The following is a 23,354-nucleotide window of genomic DNA, read 5'->3' as shown; positions in this document are numbered from 1 at the left end:
CTTGAACTTTGCAGTATGAAAAAACCTGTAATAGCTATCGATGGATACTCCTCTACCGGAAAAAGTTCAATATCAAAGGTCATTGCCGATAAATTAGGACTTATTCACCTGGATACCGGAGCGCTTTATAGAGGAGTTACCTGGTTTGCCCTGCAAAATTGTAAGGACGAAAAAGGTTCTATTGACCTTAATCGACTTTTCTCATTATTAGATCAGATCCAGCTTGAATTTAAAAATGATGAAGGTGAACTGGTTCTTTATCTGAACCATAATGATATCTCAAAGGAGATCCGAACTAATGAAGTTTCTGACAATGTAAGCCTTGTAGCTAAACAAAAGGAAGTAAGGGATTTCTTATTACAATCCCAGCGTTCCCTTGCCGAAAAAGGAGGTATTATAATGGACGGCCGTGATATCGGGACGGTAGTTCTTCCCAATGCTGATTTTAAGTTCTTCCTTACGGCAAGCATCGATGAAAGAACCAAAAGAAGATACAACGAGCTTTTGAGTTTAAATATCGAAGCAAACGAGCAGCAGGTAAAAGAAAATCTTATCGAAAGAGACAAAATTGACAGTGAAAGAGAAATCGCTCCGTTAAGACAAGCTGAAGATGCCATTGTTATTGACAATACCGAACTTTCTAAAGAAGAAACCATCGAAGCCATACTGTCTTATATCCAAAAGATTTAACAATTTTTAATAGGACCATAGGCTCATTTGGTATATTAATTGTAATATTTAACAAAGTAAAAACTAATATTATTTAACTATTAAAAAAAACGAAAAATGTCTAGAAAAGGAAACAATACAGCAGGTATATTAGCGGGACTTCTAGCTGGAGCAGCAGCAGGTGTAGTACTTGGAATGCTTTATGCGCCAGAAGAAGGAAAAGAAACGAGAAAAAAGATTAAAACAAAAGCTAACGATCTTAAAGATCAGGCTAAAACAAAATACGGAGAAGTTTCTGAAAGAGTAAAAGATCAGTATGACAATATATCTTCTACTTTTAAAGAAACAGCAAACAGTGTTGCTCATACCGTAAAAGATGGATACGATAAATATAAAGATCAGATTGTTTCTAAAACTACAGATGTAGTAAAAGATGTAGAAGCAGAATTAAACGATCTTAAATAGTAATAATTTCAATTAATTTTTAAATTATGAAAGGGACTTTTTGCATTAAAGTTCCTTTTTTTGTAACTTTAAAGAAAAACAGATGATAGAAACTCTTAAAGAATATGCATCTAAGAGAATAGATCTACTTAAAATAGAAGCTACCGAAAAGTCATCACTCTCCGCAGGTATGATTACCTATCTGGTCGTATTGCTTGTTGCTTTTGCTTTTTTTATTATTCTTTTCAACTTTGGAATTGCATTTCTTATCGGTAAAGCGTTGGACAACTACTCCTACGGATTCCTTATTGTAGCTGCATTTTACTTATTGATAATGATTCTTGTTGTTCTGTTTAAAAAGAGAATTGTAAATACCGTAGCGGACCAGGTTATTAAATTTTTAAATCATTAAACTATGAGCAGAAACTATGAAAGTCTGAAAGAATTAAGAATAAAGAAGAAGTTACTGAAGGCAGAACTTGATGATTTGGAAAACCTTCTTACATTCAAGAATACAAAAGAAAGTTTAAGCGCATTTACCAATGGTTTAACGGATCAATATCTTCAGGAAAAAGTAGATGAAGACGGTGATGAAAAAATAGTCCTGAGAAAGGATGTGATTGCCAAACAGCTTACTTCTGAGGTGAAAGATATGTTTATCAGCAAAAATACAGCAATGGGTATTGCAAGCTCAGCGCTCAAGGGTAATGCACTGGATGGTATCATCAGGTTAGGTGCTACTGCTCTTATTGGAAACTATGCAAAGAAAAATATGCGTAGTTCTAATTGGAAAAAGAAACTGCTTGGTGTGGCTATGATTTATCTTGCGCCAATTGCATTAAAATTTGTCAGAAAAAAGCTTGAAAGTTATCAGAAAAATAAAAGTGTGTCCAGCATGGAGCAATTAATATAAAAATAACAAACCAGAGGTTAGAAGTTAGCTAAAGGTTATCTTTAAAATTTAATCCAGCTAACCTCTGACTTTTGGAATCTATTTAGAAAACAATTGTCCCAATATAATTCCGGCTGCCATAGATACATTAAGACTTTCCGTTGACTGAGATGTACCAAACCTAGGAATACTAATACTTTTATGAAGCAACTTTTCCGTTTCCGGTCGCATTCCATTTCCTTCATTTCCTAAAATCAGGTTTAGTTTCTTAGGCTTCTCGAATTGGTATATATTTTCTCCCTCCATATCGGTTCCTATGTTTACATTCTCCGTATTCGAAAGATAATCGGTAAGATTACAGTATACCATGTTCACTCTTGTAAAAGAGCCCATACTTGCCTGAATCACTTTGGGATTATAAAAATCCACCGTATCTTCACTGCAAATAATTTGTTCTATCCCAAACCAATCCGCTAAACGGATTATAGTTCCCAGATTTCCGGGATCCTGAATCCCATCCAATACAATCTGTATATCCGGGTCTGCCATCTTTTTCTCAGAATTCATATAGCAAACGGCAACGGAATCTTTAGGTGTTTTGAGAAAACTGATCTTTTTCAGCTCATTTTCAGATATATGGATAACAGGAACGTCAGAAAATTTAATTTTCTCTGGATCTGTAGATAATATTTCTTTAATTTTAAAGTTAGAATTGGGAAGTTCACAAATGATTTTATTACCCTCAACCAAAAACAAATTGTATTTTTGTCGGAACTTCTTTTTATCTAAAGACTGTAAAATTTTTATTGTATGAGCTGTAAGCATTATAAGAATTCTCCTCAAAAATATTATAAAATTATATCATTTGCAACATTTGTTACTCTTCTTTATGCTTGTAGCACCACAAAGAAAGTTCCCGATGGCGAATATTTGCTTACGAAGAACACATTCACTTTTACTGATAAAAAAGAACCATTTGATGGAGAGCTAAAGGGTTATGTTCAGCAAAAACCCAATAAGAAGCAATTCCTTTTTATGCCTTTAGGCTTATTATTGTACAACGCCGCCAATCCTAAATATGACACTATTCTTAATGAATACATGACCTACCCTAGCGAAATGCGAACGCAAAAGCTCAGGGATTCGCTCTTCATTAAATACAATATGAAAAGTAGTGTGGGAAAAAGCCTTTTATTAGACAGGTTATACCACAACTGGGGTTCACCTCCTGTTATCCTGGATCAAACAAAAGTGGAAAAAGGAGCCGAATCCATTGAAAAACGACTTACCTACAAAGGGTACTGGGATGCAGAAGTAAAGTTTAAAACCAAAATAGATTCTGCAGCAAAAAAAGCGGCTGTTACGTATTTCATTACGCATAATGATCCTACTTATATTAAAGAATATTATTACAATATTCCGGATCCGGTTCTCCATAATCTTTACCAGCAGAAAATTAACGGAACCCTTATCAGATCCGGACAGGTACTAGATCAAACGGTCCTTGAAAAAGAAGTTACCAGACTTAATGAAATCATGAGGGATTATGGGTATTACAGATTCAATAGCGCCAATGATGAAATTTATTTTGTCGCCGATTCACTAAAAAGCAGAAAACAGGTTCCTCTGACCCTTGAAATTCATAAAGATTCCATTGATACTCCTTATAAAAGGGCAACTATTGGTAATATAGACGTAGCGATCGTTAATGAAGCATCAGAATACCGTAAAAATACAACCAAAGACAGCTTAAGAGGAATACGGTTCCATAAGGTTGATAATAAATACACAACCCGTTCTGTATGGAGAAATATCATAGTTGGAAACAAACAGATTTATGATCAGAAAAAGCTTGACCTTACCAAAAGGAATCTCCTCTCTATGAATAACTTTAGCATTCTGAAAGCAAAAGATTCTCTAAGACACGGAGGTGAAGGCTCTCCTAATGATAGTATTATTGATGTATTATATATACTTAAACCGCTTCCGAAATATGAATTAAAAGTAGGAACGGATATCAATTATTCGCAGTTATTAAATCTTGGGATTTCTCCCTCCATAGACCTTACTACCAGAAATGTTTTTAGAGGGGCTGAAAACCTTTCAACAAGTCTGGCGGGTACCTTTGGTTCTATCAGAAGCACCAAAGATATCAGTCAGCGGATATTAGCCTATGAATTATCAGCACAGGCTTCCCTGAATTTCCCAAGACTTTTACTACCTTTTGATTATTATAAATTGATTCCTAAAAGATACAGCCCTACATCATCAATTGTTCTGGGGGCTACTGTACAAAATAATATCGGTTTAGGAAGAGTTAACTTCAATACCGGCCTTAATTATCTCGCTACGATTAATGATAAAGTATCCCATAGGCTGACCCTTTTTAATACACAGTTAAGTTTAACAAAGAATAAATCGGCTTATTATGATTACTTTACAAACGATCGTGATCTAAAAGATGAAATATTTGAGAATTACTTTCAAAACAGCCCGCAAGGTGCAGCAACGAAAGCCAAGCTTTTATCCGGACAGCTTTCAGTAGATGAAGTATCTCAACAGATTGTCACTGATAATGCCTACCGTAATTCTTTAGATCAGGCAGGTGCGGATCTTTTTACTGCATTTACAGGAATTCTTGTCAATAAAGACAGGCAAACCCAGGATGTTCTAATTTCTTCCATGATCTATAATTATGTGTATAACGAAATCGGTAAGAAGGATTATCCTAACGCTTTCTACTTTAATGGAAAGGTAGAGTTGGCTGGTAATATATTAAGCATTTTTAATCAAAAAAGAAATGATGGCGGAGGTGTAATCACAAGTCCTCAAAGAACAATTTTTGGAGTGCCTTATGCACAGTTTGTAAAATTTGATATTGACGTAAGAAAGTACTTTAAGTTTAACGGGAATCAGACTTTAGTACTTCGTCAGTTCGTAGGAGTAGGAATACCTTACGGAAACTCTTCATCGATGCCGGTTATCAGGTCTTATTTCAACGGGGGATCCAATGATATCCGGGCGTGGGTTGCTTTTGGAGGCTTAGGTCCTGCTGACTCTCAGATTGATGAAAGAGTTCGTACTTATATGACGGATAATTTAAAGCTTACTACAAATATTGAATATCGTCTCCCTTTCAACGATATGTATGAAGGGGCGCTGTTTACAGATATTGGGAATACCTGGAGTCTCAGGGATTATAATGATGGATACGGCGATGAGTTTAAATTCAATAAATTCTTAGGCCAGGTGGGTATCGGTAGTGGATTCGGATTAAGGGTGAATATTGCATACATCACTTTAAGGCTTGATTTTGCATATAAAATCTATGATCCTAATAAACCTACAGGTGACCGATGGAGATTCAAAGATTTCCAGCCTTTTAAACCTACATTGAATGTAGCGTTTGGATATCCTTTCTAATCAGGAGAAATTCCCAACAGGAAATAAACTACAGCGATCATTCTTGCGAAAATCTCCCTGAACTGATTTCTGTAGTAGCTTTCGGGTTTATTTACATCCTGTGCATCAAATCCCAGTGCATTCATATTATTGTTTCTTGCGAAAAATAGGGCCCGAAGGTTATGAAATCCCTGAGATACTATAATAACATTACTTTTTTTGTACACATCCTTACAGCGTAAAATACTCTTATATGTGTTGAAGCCTTTCGGATCTTCAATAATGATTTCTTCAGGAACTCCTTCCTGATAAACAAGATAATTTTTCATCGCAGCCGGTTCATTATAACCTTTGCTTTTTTCACCGCTTACAATTATTTTACGGATTTTCCCATGATGATACAATAAAGCAGTAGCATCCATTCTTTTCGTAAAATAAGGATTGGATAGTCCGGATCTCATCTTAGGTGAAGTACCTAAAACCAGAGCAACCTCACGAGGTGGTATCTTTGATATTTTGGTATAGGTCCTCCCATTAGTAAGGGCAAACACCCAGGCATTAGCCAAACATATCACTAGAATTCCAATTTCTATTGATGTAAGAATAAGATTGAATATGTTTTTTACAGCTCTCAAATGAGATCAAAGTTAAGCTTTATTTTCTTTGTTTTTGCTATAGACATGCATGCTAATATTTTCCCCTGCAACTCTTCTTTTTCCGTTAAATATTCATTCTCTAGCAATTCAACTTCTCCTTCTTCCAAATAACATTCACAACTTCCGCAAATTCCGGATTTACAGGAATAAGGAACAGGAAATTTCTGAACCAGCAATTGCTGCAGAATTTTATCCTTGTTATCCGGAAGATGGGTACTGTAGTCTTTTCCCAATATTTTAAAATCGATTTCCACATTTTCAATCAACGGAAACTCTTTTTCTATAGGATAAATATCATCATTAAACTCTTCAAAAAGTTCAAAATGAATATTTTTTTTCGGGATTCCATGATGGTAGCAGGCATTGGCCAGTGTTTTTATCATCTCCCCTTTTCCACAGATCAGAACTTCATCTACTGCATCCCAGATGGTGGATTCTTCGTCTGTATCATCAAGGTGCAAAATCTGATTGATAATCAGGTTTAACTTTTTCGCATCTAGCCTTCCATAAAAAAGCTGATCCGGTGTTTTTTCCTGCGAAAAGAAATAAAATATCTGTAATCTGTCCCCATAAGTTCTGGCCAGATTATCCAAAAGATCCCGGTAGATTAATTCGTCAGAATTTTTATTTCCAAAAAACAAAAACAGTCGCGTTCTGGGCTCATTATGAAGAATATTTTTGAAATGACTTAACACAGGGGTTATCCCGATTCCTGCAGCAAAACCGACTATCGTTCTGAATTCACTGGGTTTAGATATTAAAGTAAATCGACCTCCCGGTTCACTTACCAATAGTTCATCTCCAACGTTATAATTTTTAAACAGTTCAGCTGTTGCTCCTATAGGAGAATTTACTTTTATGCCCAGGCTTATTTTTTTCTCGTAAGGAGCCGATGTCATTGAATAATCATTGATGATATCTTTTCCATGGGACAGAAATTTAATACTGACAAACTGACCCGCTTCAAATTCAAAATTCTTCTGTAAATTCCCGGGAATCTCAAATTCCAGGGAGAAAGTATTTTTGGTCAGTTCTTCCTTTTTCGCTATTTTTAACCAATGAAACGTTGTAAGTTTCCCTTTATAGATTTGTTGTTCCATACTTCAAAATCAAAAATACTAAAATAATTATGAAGAAGATCATTTTATCAACCCTAGTTATATTTGCGCTGACCAGTTGTAAAAAAGAAAGTTCAAAAATTGATGACAAAGGGATATCCCAGGATTCAGTAGCTGTTGCAGAAAATACTACTTCTGCTGATCACACAGCTTATATTTCAAAAGAAATTTCTCCCGAAAATATTGGAGACTATCTGGCAAAAAATAATGACACACTGTATGTTACTAATTTCTTTGCCACTTGGTGTGGGCCATGTATTCAGGAAATTCCACATTTCAGAAAAAAAATGGAAGAACTGAAAGGAAAACCTGTAAAGTTTACTTTTGTTAATCTGGATAAAAAGTCTGATTGGAGTACTGCAGTTAAAGATTTTGCAGAAAAAAATGATCTTGCAAAAAACATAATCTTACTGGATGGCCAAAAGCTTGATGAGAATTTCTTTCCGAAAAATTTTAAAAAATGGGACGGTGGTTCTATCCCTTTTACTTACATGAGAAAAGGAGCGAAAACTGATGAATATCTTGGAATGATGAATGAAGAACTTTTAAACTCTAAGATCGATTCATTCTTAAAATAAATTGTACAGAATCACTTCTGAAAATGTCAAAAAAATTCAAAATCCTGTGTTTTTTATTTATAATCGCTATTATTCTAGCTGCGGTTATTAATCTGAATACAGGATTTTTAAGTTTAAACCTAAAGGATTTTTTTTATAGCTCAGCCAACGGCCAGATTGCAGACATTCGTATCAACAGGGTTTTGGTAATGCTTTTAGCCGGAATTTCCATTCCCACATCAGGGTTTCTGATGCAGGAATACTTCCAGAATCCATTAGCAGGGCCGGATATATTAGGTATTACCTCCGTAGCTAGTTTATCTGTTTCATTTTATATTTTCTTTTCACATGATATTCTGCTTCCGGATTATCTCCAGAACAGTTTCCTGAGCTTATCAGCGATTATCGGCAGTTTTTTCCTGATGATCGTACTTTTATCCATTTCTAAGAAATTCCAGGACAAATCTTATCTTATTATCTTCGGGTTTTTAGTTTCCGCACTGGCCGGAGCAATTGTTTCTTTACTTCAGTTGTATGCAGAAAATCAAAGTCTGAAAAATTATATCCTATGGTCTTTCGGCGCAAATAATATGGTCACCAGAAACCAGATCCTTGTATTATCTGTTTTGGTCATTGTCGGCTTATATATGTCTTTTAAAACCATTAAACCATTAATTGGAAATTCCTTGGGAAGCTCCTATGCACAGAGCCTTGGAGTAAACTTGCATCATTTAAAGCTGTTCATCATCATAGCCGCTTCGCTCCTATCAGCATCTATAACGGCATTTTTGGGGCCTATTTTGTTTATAGGCATTATTGTTCCTCATTTTTGCAGACTTATTTACAATCCTGCAAAACTATGGCAGCAGTGGATCTTGAATATGATGCTGGGAATGCTGATGATGTTACTGTTTTCAATTATTGCAGAGAAAAGTCAGATTCCGTTGAATGTGATAAGTTCTATTTTTGGAATCCCCGTTATCCTTGTGATGCTTTTGAAGCAGAATAAAGTTTAATTCGTTAATTGCGAAAGACACAAAAATTAAGATAAATACTGTATATTTTTAAGACGCAAGAAAACTGGATATAGATAAATTTCATTGCTTCTTTACAAATACCAAAAACAAAAAATGCATCTACAAATCAAACAAGCCCATATTGGTTATAATACGACCCTGATTTCAAATACTAATACCCATTTGAATTTAGGAGACGTATGCTTGTTGATTGGAAACAATGGTGTAGGAAAAACCACTCTGATTAAATCGATTTTACATCAGATACCACTATTACAGGGAGAAATTTTAATAAATGGTAAGAATATAAAGAAACTGTCTGTTAAAGAAATTGCAGAGAATATTGCCATTGTTTTTTCTAAGTCGGTTATTCCACAAAACTATACGGTGGAAGATCTTATTTCGTTAGGAAAATACATTTATTATCCATATTATTTTGAGTTAAAAAAAGAGGACAGAGATGAAGTTTCACATATCATCAGTGAACTGAATTTGAATCAGTATAAGGATATACTCCTGAAAAATCTCTCTGATGGAAATCTTCAGAAAGCATTTATTGGACGTGCTTTAACACAAAACTCCCCTATTATTATTCTGGATGAGCCTACCACTCATCTTGATGAAAAAAATAAGATTATCATCCTTAAAACATTACGCAGGCTGGCAAAGGAACAAAACAAACTTATCCTTTTTTCTTCCCATGACTGGCGGCTGGCAAAAGAATTTGCTGATAAGATATGGTACGTAAAAGACAATCATTTGTATTCAGGGATTGTTGAAGATATCCTCCTCCAACATGATGAACTGACCAACGTTTCTTTATTTCAGGTTAACGAAAGTTTTGTCGCACCGGAAATTTCTGCCCCTCCGATTTATAAGGAGATGCTGTATTCACTGCTTCAAAAAAACTTTCAAAAAGACCTCTCATCTTTTAAATTTGAGTTTCAAAACAAGTTTTGGGTAATTTATTATCATAACACAAAACATCAATGTGAATCATTCGAAGAAATCATTGATTCCATCAGAAACATTCATTAATACGTACTTTTTATTATTTATTTCACATACTATGCATGCATAGTATTATGCTAATCATACAATTTAATCGATTTACTATCAGATTGTTAACAAATTTTAACGTTAATAAATACTATGCATGCATAATATTTACTAAATTTGATAAAAACCTATTACCAAAAATGATGGATAACAACAAAGAAAAAATAGAAAATGTAGATCTGGTTCTAAAACAAACCTGGCTTGCTGTATCCAAAATGTTCACAGAACTTGCCCAGGAGCACGATTCTACAGCCGTTCAGGCGCTCACGCTTCTTAAAATAGATCCCAAAGAAGGGACAAGAAGCACAAATTTGGGACCCAAGATGGCCATTGAGCCTACTTCTCTTACAAGAATTATAAAACTTCTGGAAGATAATGGCTATATCTATAAGGAGAAAACCACTACCGACAAAAGAGAGGTTATCATAAAACTTACAGACAAAGGGCTAAACTCAAGAAATCTTTCAAAAGAAGTGGTCTTAAGTTTCAACAAAAGGGTCATGGATAAAATTGCTCCGGAAAAAATGGAAATTTTTAAGGAAGTAATGAATGAAATCATGAAAATTGCCAACGATCTGAATAACAGAAAATAAATTAAAATACAACCGAAAGGTTACGTCTGACCCAATAAAAATAAATAATAAATAGTTTACAGATGAAAAGAAGAATCAAACACGTTACGGTTCTTGGTTCAGGAATCATGGGAAGCGGTATCGCAGCTCACTTCGCCAATATTGGTGTGGAAGTTTTGCTTTTGGATATTGTTCCCTTTGAATTGACTGAAGCAGAACAAAAAAAAGGTTTGACCAAAGATGATAAAGCAGTAAGAAACAGAATTGCTGCAGAGAACTTTGAAAAACTTAAAAAAGCGAGTCCTGCACTACTCTATTCTCCAAAATTTGCAGATAGAATCAAAGTAGGAAATTTTGATGATGATTTACAGAAAATAAAAAATACAGACTGGATTATTGAAGTGGTCGTTGAAAGACTGGACATCAAAAAATCTGTCTATGAAAAGATTGAACAATTCAGGAAACCAGGAACTTTAATTTCTTCCAATACATCGGGAATTCCTATCCACTTATTAACGGAAGGAAGAAGCGATGACTTCAAGAAGTATTTCGCAGGAACCCACTTCTTCAACCCGGTACGTTATCTTCCTCTTTTGGAGATTATCCCAACCAATGATACGGATCCTGAGATTGTTGATTTCTATATGAACTACGGAGCTAAGTTCTTGGGTAAAACTACCGTTTTGGCAAAAGATACACCGGCATTCATTGCCAATAGAATCGGGGTATTTTCTATGATGGATCTTTTACATAATGTACAGAAGTTAGGTCTTACCGTTTCCGATGTAGATAAATTAACAGGACCGGTGATCGGCCGTCCAAAATCAGCAACCTTCAGAACAGCGGATGTGGTAGGTTTGGATACTCTGGTTATGGTAGCTAACGGTGTACGCCAAAGTGGTTCAGAAGCCAATGACTTTAATGATGTGTTTGCGCTTCCCAATTATATCCAGAAAATGATGGATAATAAATGGTTAGGCTCTAAAACACAGCAAGGATTTTACAAGAAAGTGAAGAATGCGGATGGAAAATCTGAAATTCACGGATTAAATCTGGATACCTTAGAATATGAACTTCAGGGAAAATCATCTTTCCCTACCCTTGAGCTTACTAAAACCATTGATAAACCTATCGACAGATTCAAAGTTTTAATCGGCGGAAAAGATAAAGCAGGAGAATTATACAGAAAATCTTTGGGTGCGTTATTCGCTTACGTATCTCATAAAGTTCCGGAAATTTCTGATGACATCTATAAAATTGATGATGCCATGAGAGCTGGTTTCGGATGGGAAAACGGTCCGTTTGAGATCTGGGATGCCGTAGGTATTCAAAAAGGTATTGAACTTGCGAAAGATGCAGGCTATGAGGTTTCTGATTGGGCTAAAGAATTGGCGGAAAAAGGACAAACATTCTATAAAGTTAATGATGAAGGTCAAAGTATCTATTATGACAAAAACTCAGGAAATTACAACAATATCCCGGGTCAGGATGCCTTCATTATTTTAGATAATATCAGAAAGAATAAAACACTTTGGAGCAATTCAGGTTCAGCTATTGAAGATCTGGGAGACGGAATTATCAATTTTGAGATCCGCTCCAAGATGAACTCTCTTGGCGGAGAAGTTCTTGACGGACTTAACCGTGCGATCGACTTAGCTGAAAAAGAATACGATGGTCTTGTAATCGGTAACCAGGGGACCAACTTCTCGGTAGGTGCCAATTTAGCTATGATCCTTATGATGGCTATTGAACAGGACTGGGATGATCTGAATATGGCTATAGCCTATTTCCAGAAATCAATGATGAGAGTTCGTTATTCTTCAATTCCTGTCGTAGTGGCTCCTCATGGAATGACTCTTGGTGGCGGCTGCGAAATGACCATGCACGCTGACCGTGTAGTTGCTGCTGCGGAAACTTATATCGGCCTGGTAGAAACCGGAGTTGGTGTAATTCCTGGTGGTGGTGGTACTAAAGAATTAACTTTAAGAACTTCAAGAGAATTCCACACCGATGATGTGAAAAACAACAGACTACGCGAAGCTTTCATGAACATTGCCATGGGTAAAGTAGCAACTTCAGCCTACGAAGCCTATGATATGGGAATCCTTGAAAAAGGAAAAGATATTGTTTCCGTAAGTAAAAACAGACAAATTGCAGAGGCTAAAAAGATTGCAAAATTATTAGCAGAGCAAGGATACACACAACCTATTGAACAAAGCGTAAAAGTTTTAGGAAAAGATGCATTGGGAATGTTCTATGTAGGAACAGACCAGATGTTAACCGGAAACTTTATTTCTGAACACGACAAGAAGATCGCAGATAAACTGGCCAATGTAATGGTAGGTGGAAATCTTTCCGAACCAACTGTTGTAACCGAACAATACCTGTTGAATCTTGAAAGAGAAACTTTCCTTCAACTTTGCGGAGAAAGAAAAACCCTGGAAAGAATACAGTACATGTTGCAGAATGGAAAACCACTTAGGAATTAGAATTTTCTGTAAAATGTAAAAAGTATTAATGTATTAACGATGCACAATTTCAGAGACCTAGAAGTTTGGACAAAATCAATGAAACTTTGTAAAATTTTTTACCTGGCCACGCTTGATTTTCCAAAAAATGAAATATTCGGACTTACCTCTCAATCAAGAAGAAGTCTTTATTCAATTTCTTCAAATATTGCTGAAGGTGCGGGTCGTGATACAGATGCTCGGTTTTCACATTTCCTGAATATTGCCTTAGGATCATCCTTTGAATTCGAAACACAAATATTAATCGCTAATGATTTGGGGTTTTTCAAAAATGATGATTTTGATATTATTTATTCAGAAACTAAACATATTCAAAATATGCTGGCCAAATTGAAGCAAAAATTTAATACTTAAACATTTTAGATCATTAATACATTTTACATTAATACTTAAATACAAAAAAATGAAACAAGCATATATAGTAAAAGGATACAGGACAGCGGTGGGTAAAGCGCCTAAGGGTTCCCTTCGATTTACACGTCCGGATGTAATGGCGGCTACAGTAATTGAAAAATTAATGGCTGAGCTTCCGCAATTGGATAAAAACAGGATTGATGACCTTATCGTAGGAAATGCAATGCCTGAAGCTGAGCAGGGCTTAAACGTAGCCCGTCTCATCTCTTTGATGGGATTGAATACGGATAAAGTTCCAGGTGTAACTGTAAACAGATATTGTGCATCAGGAAGTGAGGCAATTGCTATTGCTTCAGCTAAAATTCAGGCCGGAATGGCGGATTGTATTATTGCCGGTGGTACTGAATCAATGTCTTATATTCCTATGGGAGGATACAAGCCGGTTCCGGAAACTGATATTGCCAAAACAAACCCTGACTATTATTGGGGAATGGGTTATACTGCGGAAGAAGTAGCAAAACAATATAAGATCACAAGAGAAGAACAGGATCAGTTTGCTTTTGAATCTCATATGAAAGCTTTAAAGGCTAATGCTGAAGGTAAGTTTGCCAATCAGATTGTTCCCCTTCCTGTAGAATATAATTTCTTGGATGAAAATCAAAAGATGCAAACCAAAAAGTTTGATTTTTCTGTTGATGAAGGACCAAGAAAAGATACTTCTTTAGAAGGTTTGGCCAAACTAAGACCTGTATTCGCCAACGGAGGAAGCGTAACAGCCGGAAACTCTTCTCAGATGAGTGACGGAGCTGCTTTCGTAATGGTTATGAGTGAGGAAATGGTAAAAGAGTTAGGTTTACAGCCGGAAGCAAGGCTTGTTGCCTATGCTGCTGCAGGACTGGAGCCTAGAATCATGGGAATGGGACCTATCTATGCTATTCCAAAAGCACTAAAACAAGCAGGTCTTGAATTAAAAGACATCGAATTAATTGAATTAAATGAAGCTTTCGCTTCCCAGTCAGTTGCCATCAAAAAAGAATTAGGTCTAAACCCTGATATCCTTAATGTAAACGGAGGAGCAATCGCTCTGGGGCACCCTCTTGGATGTACCGGAACAAAGCTTACTGTACAGCTTCTGGATGAAATGAGAAAACGCGGAAATAAATACGGTATGGTTTCAATGTGCGTAGGAACAGGACAGGGAGCAGCAAGTATTTTTGAACTTCTATAAAATGTATGATGTATTGACGTAAAAAGTATTCATGATGAAGGAAACTTCATAAATACATATTACATGAATACTTTAATACAAATAATTAATCTAAAAAAATAAAAAACAATGAGTGATACACTTAATAAAACACGAAAAGGCGGTGAGTTTTTAATTAAAGAAATTCCTGCTACTGAGATCTTCTCTATTGAAGAACTTAATGAGGAACAAAAAATGCTTCGTGATTCTGCGAAAGAATTTATTGACAGAGAAGTAGTTCCGCAAAAGGAACGTTTCGAAAAGAAAGATTATGCATTCACAGAAGAAACAATGCGTAAGCTTGGTGAAATGGGTATGCTTGGAATTGCCGTTCCTGAAGAATATGGAGGACTGGGAATGGGCTTTGTAACGACCATGCTTGCCTGCGATTATATTTCGGGAGTTACCGGTTCATTAGCTACGGCATACGGAGCTCACACCGGAATCGGAACATTACCAATTGTTCTTTACGGTACAGAAGAGCAAAAGAAAAAATACCTTCCGGATCTGGCTACAGGAACTAAGTTTGGAGCCTATTGTTTAACAGAGCCGGATGCAGGTTCTGATGCCAACTCAGGAAAAACAAGAGCTAAATTATCTGAAGATGGTAAACATTATATCATCAACGGACAAAAGATGTGGATTTCCAATGCTGGATTTGCCGATACTTTCACTCTGTTTGCAAAGATCGATGATGATAAAAATATTACAGGCTTTGTAATCAACCGTTCTGAACTTGAAAATCCTGAAAGTTTAACTTTCGGAGAAGAGGAACATAAATTAGGGATCCGTGCATCCTCTACCCGTCAGGTTTTCTTTAACGATATGAAAATTCCTGTTGAAAACCTTTTGGGAGAAAGAAACAACGGATTTAAAATTGCTTTGAACGCATTGAACGTTGGTCGTATCAAATTAGCTGCAGCTTGTCTTGATGCTCAGAGAAGAATTACCAACCACTCTATCCAGTATGCTAATGAAAGAAAACAGTTTGGTGTTTCTATTTCAACTTTCGGAGCGATCAGAAAGAAGCTTGCTGAAATGGCAACAGGAATATTTGTAAGTGAGGCAGGTTCGTACAGAGCGGCTAAAGATATTCAGGATAAGATTGATGAACTGGTAGCGGGAGGATTAGATCATCAGGCTGCAGAATTAAAGGGTGTTGAAGAATTTGCTGTAGAGTGTTCAATTCTTAAAGTTTTCGTATCTGACCTGGCGCAACATACAGCTGACGAAGGAATTCAGGTATACGGAGGTATGGGATTCTCGGAGGAAACTCCTATGGAGGCAGCTTGGAGAGATTCAAGAATTTCAAGAATCTATGAAGGCACCAATGAGATCAACAGATTACTTGCTGTAGGAATGCTGATCAAGAGAGCGATGAAGGGTGAATTAGACCTGTTATCTCCTGCTATGGCAATCAGTAAAGAATTAATGGGTATCCCTTCATTTGAGGTGCCGGATTATTCTGCCTTTATGAGTGAGGAGAAAGCGATTATAGCAAACCTTAAAAAAGTATTCCTAATGGTTTCCGGAGCTGCTCTTCAAAAATATATGATGGATATTGAAAAACAGCAACACTTATTGCTAAATGCTTCAGAAATCCTTAATCAGATCTACATGGCAGAATCTGCAATCTTAAGAGCTGAAAAGCACTTTACCCCTGATTCTGTAGAAGCAGCTATGGCTCAGCTTAACCTTTACAAAGCAGTTGAGAAAATCATCGTTGCTGCTAAAGAAGGAATTGTTTCTTTTGCTGAGGGAGATGAGCAAAGAATGATGCTTTCCGGATTAAGAAGATTTACAAAATATACTAATCATCCTAATATAGTTGCTCTTACTGAAAAAGTTGCAGCACACTATATTGAAAAAGGACATTATTAGTCTTTTCTAAAATAAATTTGATGTTAAAGCACTTCACTTTGAAGTGCTTTTTTGTTTTATAAATTTTTGTTACTTTTAAATAACCGAAACATAATCATAAAACAAATAAATTATGGGAAAATTTATTATTTCTACAAGAACAAACGGGGATTATCAATTCAACCTGAAAGCAGGAAACGGCCAGGTAATCTTAACAAGCCAGGGATACAGCTCCAAATCGGGATGTGAAAACGGCATAGAATCCGTGAGAATCAATTCTAGAGACGACTCTAAATTTGAAAGAAAAACTTCTTCTAATGAAAAGTCTTATTTTAATCTAAAAGCAGGGAATGGCCAGATTATTGGAACCAGCCAGATGTATGAATCTGAAAATGGTATGGAGAACGGCATAGAATCAGTAAAAAACAACGCTCCCATTGCATCTGTTGAAGACGAAACACAGGGATAAAATATTTTAAAATAATTAAAAGAAATGTCTTATTTATTTAAGGCATTTTCTATTTTTGCACAGAATCTTTTCAAAAAAATGACTAAAGAAGAACTTTTACACAGAGCCATAAAGATTGCTGATAAAGCGCATAAAGGGCAGACCGATAAATACCATGCACCCTATATTGCCCATGTAATGCGTGTTATGGAGTACGGAAAAACAATGGATGAAAAAATCGTAGGGGTATTGCATGATGTCGTAGAAGATCACCCTTCTGAGTTTAGTCTTGATTTTTTACGAAATGAGGGCTTTCCGGAATATATCCTGTTTGCCATTAGTTGCCTTACCAAGTTCGATCCTGAAGAGGATTATGACGATTTCATAAAACGAACTGAAAGATCTCCCCTTGCTGTAGCTGTCAAATTAAACGATCTGCGGGATAATATGGATTTACGAAGAGTAAACAGGGAACTTACTCCTAAAGACATTAAAAGATTTAATAAATACCTTAAGGCATATCATTATCTGATCGAAAAATATTAATCCGCTCCCGGGAATTCATAAGTTTTTGTATGGTGATCGGTGCCATCGATATTAATGTTCAGGGCTAAGTAAATAAAATGAAGGTTTTTGTTCCCGGTTGCATCGAATTCTCTTTGCCAGAGGTAACCACATAAAACACCGAAATATTCGTCAATCTGATAACCGAATCCACCGTAAACCCTGTTTCGGGCAAATGTAGGTTTCATAGGACTTACAAAAAATACTTCGTCATAAGCATTGGCAAAAACAGTTCCTTTTTCGATTGTTTTCGCATTAAGAGGTACGCTTACATTCAAACGGTAACGATAACGCATCCTTTGAGATGTTTTATCTGTTTTAGGTTCGTAAAACCAGCTCTTCTCCGCGCGGAGACGATTCTCAAATTTTACAATCCCTTTCTTAACGTCGATAACGTCCTGGAGCCATACCCTGAATTCCTCCCTGCTTAAGCTCTGGGATTTATAGTTCACATATCTTCCAAGGCCTATAAACGGCTTGTGGTTTTTTGTGAGATTATATCCCAGCCCTCCTTTTATTTCGTAATAATCGGGGTAAGTATAATCTTCATTTCCTCGAAGCTGACCTTCTGCATACAGGAAAAATTTTGGATGAAATTTATAGGTGAGGGTTACAGCATTAAAGCTTGAAATATGCTCTTGTGCCTTTATAAATGCCATGCTACATAGCAAACTTAAACCTAAGAAAAGTTTCATCTGAAAAAATTTTTGCAAAAATAAAATTAATTAACCACTCGTTAATATTAACTTTACTTAATATTAATATTGTAGGTAAATCCTATATGAAACCATCTGTTAGGCATCTGAACACCAAAGGTTTCGGTATATTTCGTATTCGTAACATTATTAATCAGAACATAGACTGAGAAATCCTTTTTAACGAAACTAATTTTTTCGTCCAATAAATTATAGCTGCCAAGATTCACTCTGTCATTATAACGGTATACTAATTCATTAGTGAAATGTTGCAGGAAACTTGTCTCAAGTTTGGCAACCAACTGATGTTTCAGATTATCGAGAACATATCTTGAAACAAAATCATTAGACTGTTTAAATTCGGTATCCAGGTACGTATACCCCAAAGAATATTTTATCCAAGGGAATAATCTGTGATTAAATTCTATCTCAACTCCTTTCGTATCAATTTCTCCTACATTTTGAGCATACCATACAGGGTCCTCCAAGGATTTCTTTACCCAATCGATAGAATTCTTTGAACTGCGCATAAAACCACTGATTTTTGCCAGTAATATTTTATTCTGATATTGATATCCCACTTCTGATGAAACAGCATTCTCAGGCAAAAGACCAGGGTTTCCCTGCTCTGTTTTACTTATATAATACAGATCTGTAAATGTTGGCACCCTGTGCACTCTTGCCACATTCGCATAGACCTTGTTGTTTGAATCAAAATTATAACCTACATCCAGCCCTGGATAGAAGAAATTTCCTTCCTTGGAGTAATTAGCCCAGGAAATTCCGGGACTGATATTTAGTTTTTTGTCCAGCAATGAAAAGTGATGTTCAAAGAGTACCTGGGTGACAAAACGGTTTCTGTCTCCAAGGTTATTACTCACCAGAAACTCTTTTCTCAGTTCGACACCAACCCCTGTCGTTCCCAGTCCCCATGTATAACTTGAATTAACTTCTCCTCCAACATTATTTCCGATATGCATGTTCCTGTACAGAGCAGGATTTTGCCTGTTATATAAATACATATCCTGTCCCCTTCTCCAATATATATTAGAATTAAGTTTCAGTTTCCCAAAAGTTTGCTGGTGGGCTAAACTGATAATGGAAGCCTGCATCTCCTCATACTGCTCTGTAGCCTTCGGTGATGAATAAAATCCATTGGCTCCGAATTTCTTTTCTGAAAAACCTGCCTGAAGTCTTATATCTCCATTTCTAATCCCTAATTTGCTCTGGTAAAACACATTCCGTATTTCATAATCCGTATTATGCATATACCCTTGGGAAGTGGATGAATTAGCTTGCAGGGAGTTGGAAAACCTTTCATTTCCCAATTGGGCATTCAACCCGAAACCATAGGTCTCATAATCTCCGCCTTCCGCACTTATTTTTACCTTTTTACCTAAAATTGTTTTGGTGATGATATTGATGACACCCGCATAGGCATTTTGGCCAAATCTACGTGCTGCGGGACCTTTAATAATTTCTATGCGCTCAACATCTTCCAGATCCACCGGAATATTTAAAGAATTGTGCCCCGTTTGTGAATCATTCATCCGAATCCCGTTTAATAGTATAAGGACTTGTTCAAATGAGCTTCCACGAAATCCTACATCACTCTGTACACCATTGGCCCCTCTTCTTCTGATATCCATTCCAGGAACCATCTGAAGAATTTCATCAATACTTTTGGCCGCAGCATTTGCGATCTCTTCTCTTGAAATTATGGTAATATTCTGATTGGCACTCTTATAGGGAGTAGCTATAAATTTTCCCTGAACTTCTATCGTTTCAATATCTGATGCTTTTTCCTGTGCTTGTCCCATTACAATAGCTCCCAGAAAAAAAACGGCTCCCAGCTTTTTCATTCCTTAATTTAAGATTTTTTTAAGATTTCCAAAATTAGACGACTTGAACAACACTTACAAATGATTATTATCATAAACTTTAATTGATATAAATAAAAAAAGATGCAGTGGACTGCATCTTGTGTGGGGAAGTAATTACCTTTTTCTCATTAAATGTGTAACAAGGTCTCTGAATAACTTTACCATTATTATATACATTTATACGCTGCAATGTTAAATAAATTTAAAATACGAAGCAATACTGCAACTTAAAAAAACATAAAAATTCATAAAATTTCTTTAACATGCTAAATAATATATTGCATCTTTCCTTCTTTGTTTAATAATTAATGCTGATGAACAGATTCATTGCTATCATTTTATAACTTATTGTTTAATACACCGCAGTAATAATATTTTATTATTGAAATAATCAATTGGTCTGTTTAAAGTATTTACATAAGTGTTTTTTTATCAAAAAAGTACCAAAGCAATGACCGGGTCAATGTTTTTATTTTGTAAATATTAACAGTCTGTTTAATAGATTTTTTGAATAGTAAAAGCGATAATTAGACGAAGAAAATCCGTTAAAAATTCGTATTTTTGTTGGTCTTAATTTTACTATGGCATCAATTACAGAAATAGATATAAAAAAGCAGGTATTTGTTAAAAATGCACATCTTAACAACCTGAAGCACATCGATGTATTAATCCCGAAAAATAAATTGATCGTTATCACAGGAGTGTCCGGAAGCGGAAAATCATCACTCGCTTTTGACACAATTTATGCGGAGGGACAAAGGAGATATGTTGAAAGCTTAAGTTCGTATGCACGACAGTTTTTAGGGAAACTGGAAAAACCAAAAGTGGATGATATTAAAGGACTCGCTCCTTCAATTGCTATCCAGCAAAAAGTTATTTCTTCCAACCCCCGTTCAACAGTCGGAACTTCCACAGAAATTTATGATTACCTTAAACTTTTATTTGCCAGAATCGGGAAAACATTTTCCCCGGTTTCAGGACAGGAGGTAAAAAAAGATTCGGTAACAGATGTCGTGGATTTTATTAAATCTTCAAAGAAGGATTCTTCTTTTCTTTTAACGGCTCCACTGGAATATGATATTGATAATTTTGCAGAGAACTTAAATGTCCTCAAGCTAGCCGGTTTTACGAGATTGGAGATTAATGATAACGTTGCAGGAATTGAAGATCTGGAAAGCTTTGGATTTACTCCTGAAAAAGGAATGATCATTAATCTGGTGATCGACCGTTTTGCTTATGAAGAAGATGAGAGTTTTCTTCAAAGATTGGCAGACTCTATTCAGATGGCTTTCTACGAAGGTAGAGGGTATTGCTCGCTTAAAAATATTGAAACAGGAAAAGTTAGAGAGTTTTCCAATAAATTTGAGATGGACGGGATAGAATTCCTGGAACCCAATGTCCATTTTTTTAGTTTTAATAATCCTTATGGTGCCTGCCCTACCTGTGAAGGTTATGGAAAAGTAATAGGAATCGATGAAGACCTTGTAATTCCTAACAAGACCCTTTCCGTTTATGAAGATGCTGTTGTGGCATGGAGAGGAGAAACGATGAGTGAATGGAAAAAAGCATTCATCAAAAAAGCGGGGGACTTTCCTATCCATAAGCCTTATCATCAGCTTACGAAGGAGCAAAAAAATTATTTATGGAAAGGAGATGGTAGCAGTAGTTTTCCATCGATCAATAATTTCTTCAAAATGCTTGAAGAAAATTTATACAAGATCCAATACCGTGTCATGCTTTCCCGTTATCGGGGTAAAACACTTTGTCCAACCTGTGAAGGTTTAAGGCTTCGTGAAGAAACAAGCTGGGTAAAAGTTGACGGGCATAATATCCAGTCTACGATTGAATTACCGCTTGACGAGCTCTTCCCTTTAATCAATTCGTTACAGCTTTCGGAACATGATCAGGAAGTAGCTAAAAGGCTTCTCTATGAGATCACTACCCGTCTGGAATTCCTATTAAAGGTGGGATTAGGATATCTTACCCTTAACAGAACATCCAACACGCTTTCTGGAGGAGAAAGCCAAAGGATCAACCTGGCTACCAGTTTGGGAAGTTCATTAGTAGGTTCCATCTATATTCTGGATGAACCTTCAATCGGGTTACACTCCAGGGATACTGAAAATTTAATCGGAGTTTTAAAAAATCTGCGGGATTTGGGAAATACCGTTATCGTTGTTGAACACGATGAAGATGTAATGAGAGCTGCAGACTATATTATCGATATTGGTCCTGAAGCCGGTTACCTGGGCGGTGAACTTGTTTTTGCCGGGGATTACAAAGAATTAAAAAATGCTGATACCCTTACTTCTCAATATTTAACAGGCAGACTGGAAATTAAAGTTCCTGAGAAAAGAAGGAAGGCTAAGGAATGGATCCATATTAAAGGAGCCAGACAAAATAACCTCAAAAATATTGATGTAGATGTTCCTTTGGAAAATCTGGTTGTTATTTCAGGAGTTTCCGGAAGTGGAAAATCTACACTAATGAAAGAAATTCTCACAAACGATATCCAGATACAGTTAGGAATGGGAGGAAAAAAAGGAGATTACGATACAGTGGAATTTCCTAAAAAACTGATCAAGAATATTGAACTCATCGATCAGAATCCTATTGGGAAATCTTCACGTTCAAACCCTGTTACTTATCTTAAAGCTTATGATGATATCAGAGATCTTTTTGCCAAACAAAAGATGTCTAAGATGATGGGCTATAAACCGAAACATTTCTCATTCAACGTAGATGGTGGAAGATGTGATGAGTGCAAAGGAGAAGGGGTCATCAATGTCTCTATGCAGTTTATGGCTGATATCGAGCTGGAATGTGAAACCTGTAAAGGAACCCGTTTCAAAAATGAAATTCTGGAAGTAAAGTTTGATGAGAAGAATATTTCTGATATCCTCCATATGACGGTGGATGAAGCTCTTGAGTTTTTTAAAGAAAATCATGAAGACAAAATTGTTACGAAATTAAGACCTTTGCAGGAGGTTGGTTTAGGCTATTTGCAGCTTGGGCAAAGCTCTTCTACCCTTTCGGGAGGTGAAGCACAGCGTGTAAAACTTGCTTCTTTCCTGGTAAAAGGAGTAACAACGGATAAGACGTTATTTATCTTTGATGAACCCTCAACCGGACTCCATTTCCATGATATCCAAAAATTACTGAAATCTCTTCAGGCACTGATTGATCTCGGGCATTCTGTAATTGTTATAGAACATCAACCGGACATCATCAAATCTGCAGATTATATTATTGATATTGGTCCTGAAGCCGGAAAATATGGTGGTGAAGTAGTTTTTGCCGGGACACCTGAAGAACTGGCAGACAATAAAAAGTCGCATACGGCCAAATATATCAAAGAAAAATTAGAAAATTAATATGAACAGAGAGTCAA

The 23,354-nt window shown here is 36.1% G+C and carries 21 protein-coding genes; 16 read left to right on the top strand and 5 right to left on the bottom strand.

Translation table 11 applies throughout. The features are described 5' to 3' along the window. Positions 1–15: 15 nt before the first annotated feature. From cmk to AC0INN_RS05285, 4 genes are all read left to right on the top strand, one after another. Positions 16–690 (top strand): (d)CMP kinase, encoded by a 675-nt coding sequence (gene cmk / locus AC0INN_RS05300; protein ID WP_273647888.1) that lies wholly within the window; start codon positions 16–18, stop codon positions 688–690. Positions 691–786: 96 nt separating this feature from the next. After that, positions 787–1,134 (top strand): YtxH domain-containing protein, encoded by a 348-nt coding sequence (locus AC0INN_RS05295; RefSeq protein ID WP_172283107.1) that lies wholly within the window; start codon positions 787–789, stop codon positions 1,132–1,134. A gap of 82 nt (positions 1,135–1,216) precedes the next feature. Next, positions 1,217–1,525 carry a phage holin family protein gene (locus AC0INN_RS05290; protein WP_172283108.1) on the top strand — a complete coding sequence of 103 codons (309 nt, stop codon included), beginning with the start codon at positions 1,217–1,219 and terminating at the stop codon, positions 1,523–1,525. 3 nt (positions 1,526–1,528) lie between these two features. Continuing rightward, the gene (locus AC0INN_RS05285; protein WP_306612102.1) at positions 1,529–2,026 is read left to right on the top strand and encodes a phosphoribosyl-ATP pyrophosphatase; all 498 of its coding nucleotides are present in this window, start codon (positions 1,529–1,531) and stop codon (positions 2,024–2,026) included. Positions 2,027–2,104: 78 nt separating this feature from the next. On the opposite strand, the gene AC0INN_RS05280 is transcribed toward AC0INN_RS05285, so the two are convergent. Next, entirely contained in the window at positions 2,105–2,830 is a 726-nt protein-coding gene (locus AC0INN_RS05280; RefSeq protein WP_306612100.1) for a TrmH family RNA methyltransferase, read from the bottom strand. On the opposite strand from AC0INN_RS05280, the gene tamL reads away from it, so the two are divergent. Continuing rightward, positions 2,816–5,428, top strand: coding sequence for a translocation and assembly module lipoprotein TamL (gene tamL / locus AC0INN_RS05275; RefSeq protein WP_306612098.1), 2,613 nt, complete (start codon positions 2,816–2,818; stop codon positions 5,426–5,428). The genes AC0INN_RS05280 and tamL overlap by 15 nt on opposite strands. On the opposite strand, the gene AC0INN_RS05270 is transcribed toward tamL, so the two are convergent. Next, complete coding sequence (locus AC0INN_RS05270; RefSeq protein ID WP_172283116.1) at positions 5,425–6,042, bottom strand: SanA/YdcF family protein; 618 nt, start codon at positions 6,040–6,042, stop codon at positions 5,425–5,427. The genes tamL and AC0INN_RS05270 overlap by 4 nt on opposite strands. Beyond that, positions 6,039–7,163 (bottom strand): iron-sulfur cluster-binding domain-containing protein, encoded by a 1,125-nt coding sequence (locus tag AC0INN_RS05265; RefSeq protein WP_306612095.1) that lies wholly within the window; start codon positions 7,161–7,163, stop codon positions 6,039–6,041. The genes AC0INN_RS05270 and AC0INN_RS05265 overlap by 4 nt, the downstream gene beginning before the upstream one ends. Positions 7,164–7,192: 29 nt before the next feature. Here AC0INN_RS05265 and AC0INN_RS05260 point away from each other — a divergent pair, with 29 nt between their 5' ends. The 10 genes from AC0INN_RS05260 to AC0INN_RS05215 all read left to right on the top strand — a co-directional run bounded on the left by AC0INN_RS05260 (position 7,193) and on the right by AC0INN_RS05215 (position 17,367). Next, on the top strand, positions 7,193–7,759 hold the full coding sequence (locus AC0INN_RS05260) for a TlpA family protein disulfide reductase (RefSeq protein WP_273647884.1): 567 nt from the start codon (positions 7,193–7,195) through the stop codon (positions 7,757–7,759). Positions 7,760–7,782: 23 nt separating this feature from the next. Further along, positions 7,783–8,754 (top strand): iron ABC transporter permease, encoded by a 972-nt coding sequence (locus tag AC0INN_RS05255; protein ID WP_306612093.1) that lies wholly within the window; start codon positions 7,783–7,785, stop codon positions 8,752–8,754. 114 nt (positions 8,755–8,868) lie between these two features. After that, complete coding sequence (locus AC0INN_RS05250) at positions 8,869–9,792, top strand: ABC transporter ATP-binding protein (protein ID WP_306612091.1); 924 nt, start codon at positions 8,869–8,871, stop codon at positions 9,790–9,792. A gap of 164 nt (positions 9,793–9,956) precedes the next feature. Then, on the top strand, positions 9,957–10,406 hold the full coding sequence (locus AC0INN_RS05245; protein WP_172283496.1) for a MarR family winged helix-turn-helix transcriptional regulator: 450 nt from the start codon (positions 9,957–9,959) through the stop codon (positions 10,404–10,406). 62 nt (positions 10,407–10,468) lie between these two features. Beyond that, a complete protein-coding gene (locus tag AC0INN_RS05240) occupies positions 10,469–12,874 on the top strand; it encodes a 3-hydroxyacyl-CoA dehydrogenase/enoyl-CoA hydratase family protein (protein WP_172283126.1) in 2,406 nt (801 codons plus the stop codon). 39 nt (positions 12,875–12,913) lie between these two features. After that, a complete protein-coding gene (locus AC0INN_RS05235) occupies positions 12,914–13,267 on the top strand; it encodes a four helix bundle protein (RefSeq protein ID WP_306612088.1) in 354 nt (117 codons plus the stop codon). Positions 13,268–13,316: 49 nt separating this feature from the next. Next, on the top strand, positions 13,317–14,495 hold the full coding sequence (locus tag AC0INN_RS05230) for a thiolase family protein (protein WP_172283130.1): 1,179 nt from the start codon (positions 13,317–13,319) through the stop codon (positions 14,493–14,495). A 108-nt stretch (positions 14,496–14,603) separates the two neighbouring features. Next, a complete protein-coding gene (locus tag AC0INN_RS05225; RefSeq protein WP_306612085.1) occupies positions 14,604–16,394 on the top strand; it encodes an acyl-CoA dehydrogenase family protein in 1,791 nt (596 codons plus the stop codon). A gap of 112 nt (positions 16,395–16,506) precedes the next feature. Next, a complete protein-coding gene (locus tag AC0INN_RS05220) occupies positions 16,507–16,842 on the top strand; it encodes a YegP family protein (protein ID WP_273647878.1) in 336 nt (111 codons plus the stop codon). Between the two features lie 78 nt (positions 16,843–16,920). After that, the gene (locus AC0INN_RS05215; protein WP_172283136.1) at positions 16,921–17,367 is read left to right on the top strand and encodes a phosphohydrolase; all 447 of its coding nucleotides are present in this window, start codon (positions 16,921–16,923) and stop codon (positions 17,365–17,367) included. Here the strand turns inward: AC0INN_RS05215 and AC0INN_RS05210 are convergent. Continuing rightward, positions 17,364–18,080, bottom strand: a complete 717-nt coding sequence (locus AC0INN_RS05210) for a DUF2490 domain-containing protein (protein WP_172283137.1) — start codon at positions 18,078–18,080, stop codon at positions 17,364–17,366. The two genes, AC0INN_RS05215 and AC0INN_RS05210, sit on opposite strands and share 4 nt — an antisense overlap. 53 nt (positions 18,081–18,133) lie before the next feature. Next, a complete protein-coding gene (locus tag AC0INN_RS05205) occupies positions 18,134–19,942 on the bottom strand; it encodes a TonB-dependent receptor plug domain-containing protein (protein WP_306612082.1) in 1,809 nt (602 codons plus the stop codon). Positions 19,943–20,544: 602 nt separating this feature from the next. Here AC0INN_RS05205 and uvrA point away from each other — a divergent pair. Continuing rightward, positions 20,545–23,337 (top strand): excinuclease ABC subunit UvrA, encoded by a 2,793-nt coding sequence (uvrA, locus tag AC0INN_RS05200; RefSeq protein ID WP_172283139.1) that lies wholly within the window; start codon positions 20,545–20,547, stop codon positions 23,335–23,337. Positions 23,338–23,354: the final 17 nt, after the last annotated feature.

Source organism: Chryseobacterium subflavum (assembly GCF_055762745.1).
The sequence above is the reverse complement of the archived record's forward strand: the minus strand, read 5'-3'. Positions and strand labels throughout refer to the sequence as shown.